This window comes from Sulfurospirillum sp. 1612, assembly GCF_036556685.1.
Taxonomy (GTDB): domain Bacteria; phylum Campylobacterota; class Campylobacteria; order Campylobacterales; family Sulfurospirillaceae; genus JAADIZ01.
Window position 1 is genome coordinate 1140391 of the sequence record NZ_CP140614.1, and the last position, 16334, is coordinate 1156724.

14 protein-coding genes are annotated in these 16334 nt (G+C 37.2%); 4 read left to right on the forward strand and 10 right to left on the reverse strand.

Annotation, left to right across the window (positions count from 1 at the left end):
- Nucleotides 1-4 precede the first annotated feature (4 nt).
- Together SFB89_RS05640 and SFB89_RS05645 are read left to right on the forward strand one after the other, a co-directional pair.
- Nucleotides 5-1546, forward strand: coding sequence for a hypothetical protein (locus SFB89_RS05640; RefSeq protein WP_331775975.1), 1542 nt, complete (start codon nucleotides 5-7; stop codon nucleotides 1544-1546).
- Entirely contained in the window at nucleotides 1539-2774 is a 1236-nt protein-coding gene (locus SFB89_RS05645; protein ID WP_331775976.1) for an NAD(P)/FAD-dependent oxidoreductase, read from the forward strand. The genes SFB89_RS05640 and SFB89_RS05645 overlap by 8 nt, the downstream gene beginning before the upstream one ends.
- A gap of 68 nt (nucleotides 2775-2842) precedes the next feature.
- Here the strand turns inward: SFB89_RS05645 and SFB89_RS05650 are convergent, their stop codons facing one another.
- From SFB89_RS05650 to murJ, 10 genes are all read right to left on the reverse strand, one after another.
- Nucleotides 2843-3523 (reverse strand): YggS family pyridoxal phosphate-dependent enzyme, encoded by a 681-nt coding sequence (locus SFB89_RS05650; RefSeq protein ID WP_331775977.1) that lies wholly within the window; start codon nucleotides 3521-3523, stop codon nucleotides 2843-2845.
- A complete protein-coding gene (gene rseP, locus SFB89_RS05655) occupies nucleotides 3520-4581 on the reverse strand; it encodes an RIP metalloprotease RseP (protein ID WP_331775978.1) in 1062 nt (353 codons plus the stop codon). Before rseP ends, SFB89_RS05650 begins: the two co-directional genes overlap by 4 nt.
- The gene (pgsA, locus tag SFB89_RS05660; protein WP_331775979.1) at nucleotides 4578-5126 is read right to left on the reverse strand and encodes a CDP-diacylglycerol--glycerol-3-phosphate 3-phosphatidyltransferase; all 549 of its coding nucleotides are present in this window, start codon (nucleotides 5124-5126) and stop codon (nucleotides 4578-4580) included. The genes rseP and pgsA overlap by 4 nt, the downstream gene beginning before the upstream one ends.
- The gene (locus SFB89_RS05665) at nucleotides 5123-5890 is read right to left on the reverse strand and encodes an enoyl-ACP reductase (RefSeq protein ID WP_331776058.1); all 768 of its coding nucleotides are present in this window, start codon (nucleotides 5888-5890) and stop codon (nucleotides 5123-5125) included. Before SFB89_RS05665 ends, pgsA begins: the two co-directional genes overlap by 4 nt.
- A 14-nt stretch (nucleotides 5891-5904) precedes the next feature.
- Complete coding sequence (dapA, locus tag SFB89_RS05670) at nucleotides 5905-6798, reverse strand: 4-hydroxy-tetrahydrodipicolinate synthase (RefSeq protein WP_331775980.1); 894 nt, start codon at nucleotides 6796-6798, stop codon at nucleotides 5905-5907.
- Entirely contained in the window at nucleotides 6795-8099 is a 1305-nt protein-coding gene (locus SFB89_RS05675; protein ID WP_331775981.1) for a M16 family metallopeptidase, read from the reverse strand. Before SFB89_RS05675 ends, dapA begins: the two co-directional genes overlap by 4 nt.
- The gene (locus tag SFB89_RS05680) at nucleotides 8096-9154 is read right to left on the reverse strand and encodes a quinone-dependent dihydroorotate dehydrogenase (protein WP_331775982.1); all 1059 of its coding nucleotides are present in this window, start codon (nucleotides 9152-9154) and stop codon (nucleotides 8096-8098) included. The genes SFB89_RS05675 and SFB89_RS05680 overlap by 4 nt, the downstream gene beginning before the upstream one ends.
- 78 nt (nucleotides 9155-9232) lie before the next feature.
- Nucleotides 9233-10951: an ABC transporter ATP-binding protein gene (locus tag SFB89_RS05685; protein ID WP_331775983.1), complete on the reverse strand. Its 1719-nt coding sequence runs from the start codon at nucleotides 10949-10951 to the stop codon at nucleotides 9233-9235.
- Nucleotides 10941-12347, reverse strand: a complete 1407-nt coding sequence (cysS, locus tag SFB89_RS05690) for a cysteine--tRNA ligase (protein ID WP_331775984.1) — start codon at nucleotides 12345-12347, stop codon at nucleotides 10941-10943. The genes SFB89_RS05685 and cysS overlap by 11 nt, the downstream gene beginning before the upstream one ends.
- Nucleotides 12334-13737 (reverse strand): murein biosynthesis integral membrane protein MurJ, encoded by a 1404-nt coding sequence (murJ, locus tag SFB89_RS05695; protein ID WP_331775985.1) that lies wholly within the window; start codon nucleotides 13735-13737, stop codon nucleotides 12334-12336. The genes cysS and murJ overlap by 14 nt, the downstream gene beginning before the upstream one ends.
- Nucleotides 13738-13835: 98 nt before the next feature.
- On the opposite strand from murJ, the gene SFB89_RS05700 reads away from it, so the two are divergent.
- Entirely contained in the window at nucleotides 13836-15758 is a 1923-nt protein-coding gene (locus tag SFB89_RS05700) for a flagellar assembly protein A (RefSeq protein WP_331775986.1), read from the forward strand.
- A complete protein-coding gene (gene ruvA, locus SFB89_RS05705) occupies nucleotides 15755-16312 on the forward strand; it encodes a Holliday junction branch migration protein RuvA (RefSeq protein WP_331775987.1) in 558 nt (185 codons plus the stop codon). The genes SFB89_RS05700 and ruvA overlap by 4 nt, the downstream gene beginning before the upstream one ends.
- Nucleotides 16313-16334: the final 22 nt, after the last annotated feature.

Sequence of the window (16334 nt, forward strand, 5' to 3'; positions counted from 1 at the left end):
AATAATGGATCCCAACAAATTTATAAAAATCACAAATTCTAATGAATTTGAGATAAAAGTAAGCTATCCTGCTGATGAAAACAAGAAAAAAACGCAGTACAATATCAGTATTTATATGTTTTTGCCAGAGAGTCTTGGAATTGATGAGCAAACCTATTCAAAACAAGCATTTTATAGTCATTATTTGGGGTATATTCGGCTTATTACCCCAGAATATAATGTCCAAACGTTATCAAAACGATTATCTAATTTAATTGAATTTTTCAAGACAGGCATGAATGAAGAAGAAAAATTTGAATACATAAACTATGAAATAAAGATGATTGTATGCTCTTATGTTAATTATCTCAAAGATTTTACACACAATATAGAAGACAATGGTGTGGATGCAGAAAAGATGCGTATTTTTGTAGAAGATATTAAAAAATTTGATGATTTAAAAATAGAAATTTTTACTTTGAGTAACGCATCAAAACAAGACAATATCAAACATCTGATTTCATTTTCAGCTGAATATATTAGTCTGGTGACACAAAATTATCTTTTTTTAATTAATCTCTCTTTGCGGAAAAACGAGTCCTTACATCGTGACACGATTGGTAAAATTATCACTGTCATTAATGATGAAATTGCGTTTGAAAAAGAGAATAAAATGCCTTATATTTCAACAGATGAGAGAATGAATGAAAAAGTGATATTTCGGCATGGAATTTTCAAAAAATATTTTTATAGTATTCTTTTTCTCAAACAAGATTCGCAAAAAGACGCCGTAAAAATAAGACAAATATATTATGCTTTAGCTGCTGGAATTGCGATGCTATTTGCTACTTCGGTTGTCTTTTATATGCAACAAAAATATGGAAAGTTTACTGCGCCATTTTTTGCAGCTTTGGTAATCAGCTATATGTTTAAAGACCGAATCAAGGATATTTTTAAGAATTATTTTGAACAAAAACTAAAGATTAAAGCGTATGATTTTAGAAATAAAATATACGATATGGAACGCCAAAAGCTTTTTGGATTTATCAAAGAGAGAGTCCAATTTATCAAAAAAGAGACGATAAGTGAAGATATTAAAAATACGCGATTATTAAATACAGATAATAGAATTTCGACTTGGTTTGTCAATGAAAATATATTGAAATATGAGAAAAATATCACACTAATCAATAAAAATATCAAAGATGCGTATGGCAATTCTATCAAAGGAATTACTGATATTATGCGCTTTGATATTACACGATTTACGAGAAAAATGGATGAGTCCAAAGTGCCACTGTATCGTGTGAATCAGAACAATATTTATGGTACTAAAGTGTATCATTTGAATGTTGTTGTTGATTTTAGTTCTGAAGATCACAAGAATATTCATAAGATTAGACTTATTTTAACCAAAAAAGGTATTAAGAGAATTGAAATTCCAGATGGAGATATTGAAATATTTCCTGGAAATATGAAAAAACGAAACAAAGATTGGTTTCCTTTTAAAAAAGATGGTTCCATCAAGCAAGTATTTGATTTTAAGAAAGAACCACAAGATGGATAGCTTTGATCTTATTGTGGTAGGCTCAGGAGCTGCTGGGCTTATCAGTGCTATCAAAGCTGCGCGAGATGGTAAACGGGTACTGTTGCTTGAAAAACTCTCCAAAATTGCAGCTAAACTTAAAGCAACTGGCGGAGGGAGATGTAACCTGAGCAATACACTCTCGAATGAGAATTTTATGGAACGTTTTGGAAGAGAAGGGCGTTTTATGAGAGATGCACTTGAGCGTTTTGATTACAAAGATTTGAGAGCCTTTTTTTTGGAGATTGGCGTTGAAACACATGCGCCTGATGGTCATCGGATATTTCCTATCTCTCACCAATCTGTCACGATTATTGCCGCATTAAAAAAGGAGCTAGAAAAAAGAGGTGTGACGCTCCTGTGTTCTTGCGAAGTGCAACGTATCTCTCATGAAGAAGATGCTTTGTTTATGGTCTCCTCATCGCAGGGTGATTTTTGGTCTAAAAATATCATTATTGCCACAGGAGGGTTAGGATATCCCGTACTTGGAGCACAGGGAGATGGATACCGATTTGCTGCATCTTTTGGGCATAAAATCACCGACTTGAGTCCGGCGATGATGCCCCTAAAAGTCGAAGAGACATGGGTGGGAGATTGTCGTGCGGATACGATTGCCAAGGTGGAGATGCGAGTGGATTTGCCAAAATCCAAAAAACTTCGTGCCAAAGGAGATCTTATTTTCACTAAAAATGGTATCCGTGGACCTGTAGTTTTAGATTTTGCACGATTTGTGACGCCTTTGCTCAAAACTCACGAACGTGTTCCTATCGTGATGAATTTGACTAAAGGAATGCATGAAGAAGAGATCATCAACTATCTTAAAAATGAGGCAAAAAAAGATTCCAAAAAGACGATTTTAGAACATCTTCATACGGTGTTGCCTCTTTCTGTCGCAAAAGCACTGTGTTGGCAAGCTAAAGTTGATACATCCCTGCGATATTCCGCGATTGAAGGATTCAAAAAAAATCGATTGATTAAGCTTTTGGCTTGGACGCCACTGCATATAACCGGTCATGATGGATTTGAAAAAGCGATGATTACCCGTGGTGGGGTGAGTTTGAAAGAAATCGATCCCAAAACGATGCAAAGCAAACGTGTCAAAGGTTTGTACTTTTGTGGCGAAGTGATGGATTTAGATGGGCCTTGTGGAGGTTTCAATCTTCAATGGTCTTTTTCAAGTGGTTATTTAGCTGGATCATTATCACAATAAAAGTCTCATGATACTTTTCAGGTAAGAAAATCTCCTTACCTGATTGATTATGAGTGATATATGTGTTGTTATTGTTTAAAAAGGCGACTGCCGATTCTGAGTATATTAGCACCGCATTCTACGGCGAGTTCATAATCATTACTCATGCCCATAGAACAATATTTAGCCCCTTTTCCTTGAAGTGATTCAAAGATATTGTATGTCGTCTCAAAGCTCTTTTTGATTTGTTTTTGATCATCACTATGCGCTCCGATACTCATCACTCCTTTAAGATTGATATGTGGGCATGTTGCGATAATCTGATCGTAGATTGCGATAGCTTCTTCTGGCATGACGCCTGCTTTTTGAGCTTCATAGGCACTGTTGATTTGCAGCAAGACATTCATCGTCTTCTTTTTAGCTTCCAATCTTTTGTTAATCTCCACCGCCATGTCAAGAGAACTACAAGAGTGCATTAACGTCGGATTGAGATCAATGAGCGCATTGATTTTATTGGTTTGTAATCGACCGATAAAATGCCACTCTATGGGTAGTGATTCTAAGGTTTTTGCTTTCTCTTTGAGGTCTTGCACACGATTCTCACCAAACGCTCTTTGTCCGATGGTGTACATCTTCGCAATGGCATCGGCATCGACACTTTTGCTCACGGCAATAATTTTGATGATTTGATGTTGATTGACACGCACTCTGACGTCTTCAATCTTTGTTAATACATCATCATAGCGTTGTTCTAAAAATTCTTTAGTCATGATTCTGCTCCGATTAATCTATATATATCATTAAAAATAGTAAAAGCCATCAGTGAGAGCAACAAAGCCCAACCGGTCAAGGTCAAATAATACAATACCTTCTCACTTGGCGCTTTTTTGGTAATCATCTCATAGAGATTAAACATGATATGACCCCCATCGAGTGCCGGTATAGGAAGTAGGTTGAGTACGCCTAAATTCACTGAAATCAACGCGGTCAATCCAAAAAGTGCAACCAGTCCGATTTTACTCGCCTCTGCTGTGACTTGTACGATTGAAACAATGCCGCCTAAATCTTTGGCAGGGATGACCCCTTCTATGAGTTTTTGTAAACTCTTGACGATCATAGTTGTGGCCTGTTTGGTCGCATCAACAGCATAATTAATGCTTTGTGGAAATGATAATTTTAACACAGTAACCGCACCAATTGGTGCGATACCGACCATTTTTTTCTCTAAAGTTTCACCAAACATATTTTTGTAAGTATGGACCTTTGGCATAATTTTAATGCGCTGTTTTTTATCTTGACGCTCAATATCAAATAGAAGGATACCTTGGCTGTTTTTGATTTTATTGCTTAATTCATCCCACGTTTGTATCGGGACGTGATTGATAGCAATAATTTTATCACCTTTTTGTAAGCCACCCATGAGTGCGGGTGAGTCTTTGCTAATCGCTCCAATAGTCGGTAAGAGTTTGGTAACCCCCATATTTCCAATAGCAATATAGAGTAAAAATGCCAAAAGAAAATTTGCAAAAGGCCCCGCAAAAAGGATAATGATGCGCTGCCATGGTTTTTTGGTATTGTAACTGTCTGTATCCAAGCTTATCTTTGTCGGGTCAGTGTCATCTTGTCCCTTCATCTGAACATAGCCACCTAGAGGTATCATGCTGAGACAATATTCCGTATTCCCAATTTTTTTTGTTAGGACTTTTCGTCCAAAGCCAATACTGAAAACTTCTACGGCAACACCAAAAAATCTTGCGGCAATGAAGTGTCCAAGTTCATGAAAAAAAATCAGAAAAGATAAGACCAGTAATGAAGTAATAATACTCATGAGGCGTTAACTGCTTTGATATAAGCGACAACATATTCAAAACCAGAATAAAGGGTCAATAAGACAGAAATCCACAATAGGGTGTCGTCAAAAGGCCAGTTCATCATCAAAAATCCAATGGCAATCATTTGTGCCACGGTCTTGACTTTCCCCGCCATCGAGGCGGAGACATTAAAGCCCTTACTTGCCGAGGCCACGCGAATACCCGTGATGAAAAATTCTCGTGTCAAGATGAGATAGATGGCCCAAGGATTAGCACGTCCTAACACCATCAATCCTAAAAAGGCTGCCAGTACTAGCATCTTATCGGCTAGTGGATCCAAGATGGCACCCAGTTCGGTTTTTTGATTCCATGTACGAGCAATAAAGCCATCAAAAAAGTCGGTAGTACTTGCCAATACAAACAACAAAGCGGCAAAATAATCAAGCCAAGATGTATGGATTCCTGCAAATAGCGTGTTGTCTCGATCAACCAAGAACCAATACATCAAAGGGGCCATTGCGACTCGTATTAGAGCCAAAAGATTTGGAAGATTTAGCATCATTGAAATGTCGTTCCACCATCTATGAGTAGAGTATGCCCCGTAATCCAAGAGGCCTTGCTAGAACATAAAAATAGTGCAGCTCCTGCCATATCTTCAGGTTTACCCATGCGATTGAGCGGTGAGAGTTCTGCTGTTTTTTGTTTGACTTCTTCATAATTGGTAAAGGCTCTCAGTGCATCAGTTTCAATAGGTCCGCCACTGATTGCATTGACACGGATTCCTTTTTCTCCAAGTTCTGCAGCGCCATATTTGACCATCGTCTCAACCGCAGCTTTTGCTGTGCCATGTCCTGCATAATTATCGATATGAACAAGATTGCCCGTAGAGGAGAGAGAGATGATACTACCGCCTCCGATTTTTTCCATTCGTTTTGCTGCTTCTTGTGCACCTACAACAAATGCATTGACAGTTGCTGTAAATATATTGTTGATGCCGCGAGGTTTTAGTTTCATGAACTTAGTATATCCACCTACGACCGCACGACCAGAGATGATAGCATTGGAGATAAAAAAATCAATGCGATCAAAATCTTGATCAATTTGCTTAAACAATTCTTTATACGTTTCAGGCTCCAAAATATTGAGCGCATAAGCTCTAGCCTTAATACCAAATTCTGCTTCTAACTCTTTTGCTTGTTGCATTGCTAATTCTTGATTTGAATTATAGGTAAAGGCGACGTTGACATCATTTGCTGCAAATTCTTTGACGATTGCTTTACCAATCCCTCTGGTTCCTCCACTGATTACAAGAGTTTTTCCCTTCATGTCAGATAATTTCACTAAAATCCTTTTATATCGTATTTTTTAATTGTATTTTCTATTCTCTTTAAATGGTCACTACTTGGTTGCGTTAATGGCAATCGGTATTCGAGTGTATCGAGTAAACCTGCTAGATACATTGCTGCTTTGATTGGAATGGGATTGCTTTCACAAAAAAGTACCTTATTGATTTCATATAATGAGTCATTAATCGCTTTGGCGCCATGAAAATCTCCCTCAAGTGCCAAGTTGGTTAACTGAGATATTTGGTCTGGCAATATATTTGATGTCACTGAAATGACACCGCTACCTCCGTTTGAGAGAATAGGGTAGTTAATAGCATCATCGCCACTAACAACAGTAAGATTTGGTTCATGCGCCAATAAATCAACACATCTCTCGATAGAACCGGTTGCCTCTTTAACACCAAAGATATTTTCACAATCATTAAAAAGTCTGTAAATGGTCTCAGGTAAGAGATCACAACTGGTACGTCCTGGTACGTTATAAAGTAGTACCGGAATATCGACACTGTGTGCGATTGCTTTATAGTGTTGATACAGACCCTCTTGCATGGGTTTGTTATAATAAGGAGTGACAGATAAAATACCATCTGCACCGTGTTTTTGTGCAAATTTTGCTAAATCTACAGCTTCCCAAGTGGCATTACTACCTGCACCAGCCAAGACTTTGACATTGCTTCCTTTAGACGTTTTTACCGCGATTTCGATACATCGTTTGTGTTCATCATGACTGAGTGTTGCGCTCTCTCCTGTTGTGCCAACCGGTACGATTGCATTGATACCATTATTGATTTGTCTGCTGATAAGCGCAGCATACTTTTCTTCATCAAGTTTCCCTTTTTTAAATGGTGTGATGATGGCTGTCATAGAGCCTTTAAAACTTGTGGTCATTTAAAATCCTTTTTTAAGATTACGGTGGTAGAGTGTTCGCTTATAAGGTATTTTTTAGCAACATTTACCAAATCTTTTTTTGTTAATTTATTAATTTTATCTTCATATTCTAGCAATGGAGTCACATCACCTTTGGCAAAATATCCACCAAATAAATTGGCCAGTTCTGAGGAACTCTCTAATGAAAAGATAAAATCAGATTTTGTATTGATTTTTATTTTTTCGATTTCCTTATCTCCAATGGCACCTTTTTTAATATTGGCGATGATCTTCAAAATTTCCTTTTCGACATCTTCTGCTTTAACTCCAGGGTTACATACGGCCAAGAAAAGAAACAAGGAAGGGTCTTTTTGTTCCATGTTATAGGCATAAATTTGATTGACCATTTTCTTTTGATCGACCAGTGTTTTTTGCAAGAGACTGCTTTTGCCATTGCTCAAAAATTCACTCAAAGCAGAGAGTGCTACTTGGTCGGGATCGTTAAATGCCGGGATTTTATAAGCGATAGCTAGCATCTGTACCTGGGACTCTTTTTTTATCATGATACGTTTAGCCCCATCTTGGACTGGTTCAACTTGGTGCATTTTGGGGATGGCTATCTTGCTATTTTTTATAGCGCTAAAATATTTTTCGGTCTCTTCAAAAACTTTATTAGCATCAACATCTCCTGCGACAATCACGATGGCATTGTTGGGTCTATAATAGCGTTTGTGAAAATCTCGGATATCTTTAATGGTCCAATTTTTGATATCATCTTTAAATCCTATCGGAGTCCAATGGTAAGGATGGTAGGTAAAGGCATTGTTGAACAATTTAAAATAAAGAAAACCAATCGGAGAGTTATCCGTTCGCCATCTTCGCTCTTCTAAGACGACATTTCTTTCGGGTTGAAACTCTTTGTCTGTCAGCTTGAGATTGGCCATCAATTCAGCAAAAAGTTTGAGAGATTTACCAAGGTTTTGCGTAGAGCTTTTGATAAAATAGTGCGTAAAATCAAAACTTGTTGAGGCATTATTGACACCGCCAAAGCCTTTGACGATTTCATCAAACTCACCCGCTTTGAGATTTTTGGTAGATTTAAAATTCATGTGTTCTAGCATGTGTGCGATACCGCTTTTCCCCATGATTTCATTACGACTGCCAACTTTGTAAATAATATCGGTGGTGATGACGCCACTACCGTTATCCATAGGAATTGCAACCACTTGCAATCCATTTTCTAATGTTTTTGTATAATATTTTGGCAATGAATTGGCCATCAAAACTCCTGTTAATAATAAAAAATATAAAATTCGAATCATCGATTGCTTCCTATTGCTTCTTTGATCTGATGAAAACCATCTTGGTGCATGAGTTCCAAAATTCCTTCATTAATCTCTCTCATGATACCCGGGCCTTTAAAGATAAAAGAGCTGTATATTTGAACCAAACTTGCACCTGCTTTGATACGACGATATGCTTCTTGGGCACTATCGATTCCTCCGACAGATATGAGGATGGTTTTGGAATAAAACTCTTGAGCGATAGCATCAAAAAGTTCAAAACTCTTCTCTTTGAGCACCCGACCACTAATACCGCCAAAATTTTGTGAATTTTCAAGCAGCGTATAGTCAATCGTCGTATTGGTAGCAATAATACCGCTCGCGCCATTATCGACAGCAATCTTACAAATGCTTAAAGCATCTGCTATCTCAAGATCCGGAGCGATTTTTAGCAATATGGGTTTTTGTGTCATTTCTCTTGCCATGACAAAAAGATCACGGATAAATTGCTCATTTTGAAGATCACGCAATCCCGGAGTATTGGGAGAGGAGATATTGATGACTAGATAATCACAAATATCTTTAAATTCATCAATCAAAAGCTTATAATCATTGAGTGCTGACTCTGCTGGCGTTATTTTATTTTTGCCAATATTGGCGCCTAATGGTGTGGCAAAAGGGTAGAGGCGTTTTATTCTATTGGCCACTTTAATCATACCCTCGTTATTGAAACCCATGGCATTTTGAATACTTTCAGCTTCAGGATAGCGAAACATTCTAGGTTTTTTATTGCCACTTTGTGCGACGGGTGTTATGGTGCCAAATTCAATATGTCCAAATCCAAGTGCGGTGAGCATACGAATCATCGTGGCATTTTTATCAAATCCAGCGGCCAAACCGATGGGGTTCAAAAAGGTGACGCCCCATATTTCTTGTTCAAGTTCCTTATTGGTGATGAAATATCGTTGTGCCAAGAACGATGTTACAACATGACAATAGTTTGAAAAAAATCTCATGACACATGCGGCAATGTCGTGTGCATGTTCTGGGCTGAGCAAAAAAAAGATTTTTTTCAACGTCTCATATTTAAACATCAAGTCTTTCCTTTTAAGGTGTCAAATTTATAAAGATTTTATTATACTAAAAAAAATCTAAAAAGATGTTGATTGACCTTAGCTTTGCATCCCTTTTAGCTTTAAATATTCACGGCACGTTTGAAGGAGTTCTTGATCGTTTCCTATGGCCTCTACTTTACCATGTTTTAAAACAACAATTTTATCTGCTTTTTGTATGGTGCTGAGTCGGTGTGCGATGACAAATGTGATTTTGTCTTGGATGATATTTTCAATGGCTTCACCGATTTTTTGTTCGCTTTTTGAATCTAGTGCGCTGGTGGCTTCATCTAAGATAAGGATTTTTGGATTTTTGTAAATAGCGCGTGCGATGGCGATTCGTTGGCGTTGTCCTCCTGATAGATTGGTCCCAAATTCATCTAATTGAGTGTGGATTCCCTCTGGTAAACTTTCGATAAACTCATAAGCATTGGCTTTTTTCAGTGCACTGATGATGCGCGTTTCATCGATACTCTTTCCATAAGCAACATTAGCACTGACTGTATCATTGAAAATATAAACCCGTTGCGTCACAATGGCAATCGCATCGCGTAATTCTTTGAGGGTAAAATCTCGAATGTCGATGCCATTGATATTGATAGAACCTTTTGTTGTATCAAAGAATCGAACGAGTAGATTGACTAAGGAAGTTTTGCCACCACCACTATCTCCGACAATTGCGATAAATTCACCTTGTTTAGCACTGAGATTGACCCCATTGAGCGCCACTTTGTCGTCATATTTTAAAACGACATTATTGAAATCTATTGAATGAATACGCTCTGGCATCAGCACCTTTCCCCCTTTTATGGAGGCTTCTTGATCAAGTAAAAAGAAGATTCTCTCACTGGCTGCGACGGCATCTTGCATTTTGTTATAAAGGCCTGAAATTCTTTTGATTGGAGTATAGAGCATAAAAAGAGCGGTTAAGAATGAAAAAAAGCTTCCGACGCTCATGCCCCCTTCAATGACCTCTTTTCCCCCAATAATGATGACAATCGTCACTCCAATAGAGCCTAATGTCTCCATAGTCGGGCTGATGAGTGCTGAGATTTTGACACTTTTCATGGTCAGATGGAAGTAGCGTTTATTCTCCTCTTGAAAGTGTCGATGCTCATAAGGTTCTGCTGAATTGGCTTTGATGATTTCAATATTGTTAAAGATTTCACTTAATTTTGCCGTAATATCTGAAATTTTCTCTTGAGACATTTTTGATATTTTTTTCATTCTTTTCGCGAGTTTGCTGAGTGGATAAATCGCTAAAGGCATGATAACAAGGGAGTAAAAAGCTAGCTCTTGACTTTGGTAGATGACGATGCCTGCCAAGCCTAAAATTGTAAAAAATTCTCTAAAAAAATCAGGCACCAAATTGGAAACGACCAATTTGATTCGTTCGACATCATTGGTATTCCTACTAATCAGCTCACCGGAGCGGTATTTGTGGAAAAAATAGATATCCAAAGCCAGAATATTTTCTAGCAATCGATCTCGAAATCTTCTGACGATATCTTGACCAATATATTCTGTGAAATAGGTTTGCATATATCGTCCGCCTTCTTTTAGGGCATAGACTAAAATGATAGCATAAGGAATGAGATGTAGCATTCCTTCATCTTTAGCGATAAAAATCTTATCTAAAAGTGGTTTGACCAAATATGCAGTAGCCGAGGTTCCCGCTGACGTGAGAATCATCCCGAGAAACGCTAATGCAAAATAGGGAATATAATCTTTGAAATAAGGGGTAAATCGTTTGAGAATGTATTTGGGATTATTGTTCATCGATTTTTTCCCATTGTGTGGTATTGGCCGTATCCATCAGCTGTATTTTCATCTCTTTTAGTGTGGCTCTAATGGCATCTGCTTGTGCATAGTCTTTGTTTTTTTTGGCTTGAAGACGTGCTTCAACCAAGGTATTGATTTTGTTTTTTTCCTCTTCTGTGATGCCAAGTTGAAAATATTCATAAGGGTCCTTGTATCCAATCCCCAACAGCGTGTCTAGATATTCAATATCTGCACTAATGGTCTGTTTTAAGCCCTTGTTCTTTGGTTCTGCATCAAGTTTTTCATTGGAGAGTGAGACCATCTCATCAATCGCAGCCAAGGCTACGGAGATATTCAAATCATCACTAAGTGCCTCTAAAAGAGCGGTTTTAAAGGGTACTGAAACACTAGAGGCTTTGATGCCATAGATGCGTTTTTTAAGGCGATAGATTTTATCCAATCGCTTTTTGGTTTGTAGTAAATCTTCTTCTGAAAAATTAAAATTAGCACGATAATGGGTCGCTAAGAGATAAAACCTCAAAATCTCACCATCATAAGCGCGCAGGGCATCTTTGAGAAAAAAGCTATTGCCCAAAGATTTGCTCATCTTCTCACCGTTGATGGTGACAAAGCCATTGTGCATCCAATATTTGCTGAGTTCTTGACCACTTTTGCAGCGTGTTTGGGCCGCTTCATTCTCATGATGAGGGAAGAGAAGATCCGCTCCTCCTGCATGGATATCAATTTGATAATGGCCGTGAGGATTAGCAAGATGTTTTTCAATCATACAAGAGCACTCGATGTGCCATCCGGGGCGTCCTGCTCCAAAACTAGCAGAGTAGGTGGGTTCGCCTTCTTTTGAAAATTTCCATAATGCAAAATCTTTTTGATTTTTTTTGTCATCATTGGTTTTGACTCGTGATTGCATGTTTGTCTCTTCTAATACCATGTGGGAAAGAGTGAGATATTGGTTGTCTTTTGATGTGTCAAAATAGATACCATCATCTAAAGTATAAGCTATTTTCTTTTCTAATAATACTTCTATAAAGGCGATGATTTCCTGGAGGGTTTGCGTCGCTTTTGGCTCAATATCAGCATCCAAAACACCCAATTCATGCATCTCATTTTTATAACTTTGTATGTAAGCATGCGTAATGGTTTCTAAACTTTTCCCGCTGGTATTCATCTTGTTGATAATCTTATCATCAATATCCGTAAAGTTTTTGACAAAGGTGACATCATAACCCAGAGCGCTTAGCGTGCGTCTGAGGAGATCAAATGCCACAGAACTTCGTGCATGCCCAAGATGCGCGTCATCATACACCGTAGGACCACAAACATAAATCTTGGCAACATTTGGGGTTATGGGTTCAAAAAGAACCTTTTTTCTAAGAACAGAATCATAAATATACATCGATTATTTCCTTGAATTTTAGCAAAACAACAATTTCTACGGCAATCACCGCAAATAGTAGTATGGTTTTTTTGAATGAGATTATATCCAAAAATAGATTGAAGCCAAATGCTTTGATTGTAAAGAAGAGTAAAACAAAGCCAGAAACAGAACTTGCAAGCGCCAATCCCTCGACTCCAAGCGGTGCAATCAGTGCCAAAGATAAGATGACATTGGTCACCAGTGAATAGATAGAAATCTTCGCTGCAATGTTTTGTTGATTTTGTGAATAGAGCCAAAGTGAGAAGATTTTTGAGAGTCCAAATGGTAATAATCCTATGAGATACATACTCAAAACTCTAGAGGTATGGTACGCATTTGTAGCGTTAAATGAGCCTCTTTGAAACAATAGCTTGACGATTTCATCACTTAAGATGAGCCCTACGACCATCGAGAGACACAAGATGAAAGTCAAAAACCAAAACGATTGCCCCATCAATCTGAGTGCTTTATCATGATGGTCACTTTTTAACATGCGTGCGATTTTGGGAAAAATTCCCACGCTCAGAGCGATGGCAAAAAGAGCCAGAGGCAATTGAAAAACGCGATTACCATAATACAGATAACTGATGCTACCACTTGCTAAGAAACTCGCCAGCCACGTATCCAAAAAAGCTGAGACTTGCGCGGTGGAATTACCAACAATGGCATGATAAAATGCTTTGAAAAATGTCTCAGTTTGTTTGTCTTTTTTATCAGAGCGCGTGTAACGATATCCGACATAAAAGATTTTTAATAAGCCTTTTTTATATAAGGCAATGAGATGGGCTATGACTTGTAAAATCCCTCCTATTAATACCGCATAACTCATGGCATAAACAATCTCAACTTTGGTTAAATCTCGACTGAGTAACAAGGCTGTAATCAGTGCGATATTTAACAAAGCCGTAGAGAACGCTGTCGTGGCAAAATGATTTTTGTATTGAAGCAATGAAGCAAAGAATGAAACGCAAAAGATAAGAGGAAGATAGTAGAAATTAATCGCTACAAAAGTAGAGGCTAATTCGATATCTTTTTCATCAAAACCTATGGCAATCACTTTGGTAAAAAAATTATTAAATACGCTTACAAGAAGAGATAATAAAATCAAAAAAAGAAAGAATTTTATAAAAATTCGATACGTAAAAAGCGATTTGATGCGAGATTTTGTAAAATTAGGGATAAAACTCTGCGCAAAGGCACCTTCAGCAAAAATACGTCGAAAAAGGTTGGGCAGTTTAAAAGCCACAAAAAAGATATCACTGTATAAATTTGCACCCAAAATGGATGCGGTAAGTAAATCTCTTATAAAACCGAAAATTCTAGAGATTAAAATGCCGATACTATTTGTAAAAAATGATTTTAAGAACATTTTGAATTTTAACAGATTGTGCGTTAAATAGAGCTTTTATTTAAATCATTGTATAATAATGATAATTTGTGTCTAAAATTTGATTAAAAGGATATATTTTGGGTTTATTTGGTTCATCTCATAAAAATACAAAAGAGACAGACACTCATGAAAAAGAAGATGAATTTAAGTCTGTTATTATCGATACAGAACATGTCGTAGATGAGCTCAAAAACCTCTCAGCTGTCTATAACATTAGCCCTCGAGATTTAAGTTTTAAGATACTGAAAATCCTCACTTCCTATAAAATAGAAAAAAATGAAGACTACAAAGAAGTTACCGGCGAAGATTTTGAAATATTTCATGATAATGATTTTCTTCTCAATCCCGAATTAAAAATCAAGCAACATTTTAAAGTAGAAATTTTTAAAAAGCCTAAAAAAGAGTTGCACGCCTTGCCTGAGATTGTTTTAGGTGGCAATAAATCTTTGACGAAAATTATTGCAACAGCGAAACAGAATTTTGAAATCCGTTATTATGAAGGATTAGAAGAAAAAATCATAGAAGATATTAATATCAAAAAAATTCGCTCCAATATACTGGTAGGAATCCGAGACGAAGCGATGCATCGAGAAGTCAAAAAGCTGGTGGCTATGATTCGTGTCAAAAATCTCTTAGAAAATGACTTTGTTTTTGTTGTCTGCCAAGGAGTAGAAAAAGTAGATTCTATTGATGATAAATTGCTCTTTCATTATAAAAATAAATTGAAACCAAAAGATGGCAATGACCGAGTGGATTATGCAAGGCGAGGGTATGTCTTAGCTGTATCTTCAGGTGAGCCGATTATCGAATACGTCAAAGCGCAAAATGGCACACCAGGACGAAATTGTCAGGGAAAATTTCTCAGCGTCACGGAGGCTACATCTCAATATGATGGCAATCTTAATATTAGTGAAAACATCACCAAAAAAGAAGATGATAATAAAATCTTGTATGTCGCCAACCAAAGCGGTTATGTCAATATCGATAATGGTGTTTATGATATCAAAGATAATATGGAAATAGAATCCGTTGATTTTAAATCTACCGGTTCTATTGAGACGGATATTAATTCTAATGTCACCATCAATATTAAAGAGAGTGATGCGCTCAAAGATGCGATAGGCCCGGGGATGAGTGTGGAGACTTCAGAATTAAATATTGAAGGAAACATCGGCAGTGGTGCGACGGTCAAAACCAAAAAATTGGTCGTCAAAGGACAAACTCACAAAACGTCAAAATTAGAATCAGAATTTGCCAATATTGCGGTACACAGAGGCGAAGTGAGTGGTCGAGAGATTGAGATTGAACGACTCGAAGGGGGCATGGTCTTTGGTGATATTGTACGGATTAAAAGTGCCATCGGTGGCGAGGTGGTCGCCAAGGAGATTTATATTGATGAACTCACCTCAAATACGACATTGCGTGCCAATAGTTTGATTGATATCTCACACGTCAAAGGGAGCAATAACAAATTGTGTATCGATCCCACATCAACGCACGTATATCATCAAAAGATAGAAAAAATCAATGAAGATATTAAAAAAACCAAAATAGAGTTGGTTCCTATGCCAAAACTTCTAGAGAGCAAAAAACGTTTGATAGACAACAATCGCAGTATTATAGAAGAGATAAAAAATCGGATTTCGGACTTGAAAAAAAGCAACAAACGGCCTCCGATATCTCTTATCAATAAAATCAAAGATTATCAAAAGATTGTGAACGAATATAATACATTATTAAATAACTTTAAAAACAAAAAACACCAGTTGGCCTCACTGAATGAAAATCTACTCTCCGTACAAAATCAAATCTTCTCAGCCAAGATTATCAATCGTGGTATTTGGAAAGAGTTTAATGAGTTGAAATTTAAACTCATCTCCCCAGCTTTGGAGGTGATTTATAATACAAAAGATAATGAAATCATCAGAGAAGTGACCTTGGTACATACAGGAGATAATCAGTTTGAAATCAAAAAATCAAGTGAGTATAGCGCATCATGATCATCGGAATTGAAGGAAAAATTCTCAAAAAAGAACCAACTTTTTTGCATATAAAAACAAATTCAGGCTTAGTCTATAAAGTGAATGTATCACTTTTTACCTCTTCTAGCATCAATACCGACGATATATTTTTGCATACGACACTTATCATTCGAGAAGATCATCATACCTTGTTTGGCTTTTTGGAAATGGCAGAAAAAAATATCTTCGATACGGTAGTAAAACTCAATGGAATTGGCCCATCAACCGCCTTGGCTATCTGTTCGACTTTAACACCGAGTGCGTTTGCCTCTGCACTTATGAATCAGCAGATTGAAGCTTTCACAAGAGTGCCTGGAATTGGCCCTAAAAATGCCAAACGCTTGCTGGTTGAGTTGAGTGATTTTTCACTTGAGACGATGGATGGTGGCACTATCAACAATGCGCAATCTGAAGCGATGATGGCACTGGAGAGTCTTGGGTTTAAAAAAGAGCGAATTAAAAAGGTATTGACCACGTGTAAGAGTACCGAGACCACGTTGCTAATAAAAGAAGCATTAAAAAAATTAGGATAGAGATGTATCAAGATTATAATTT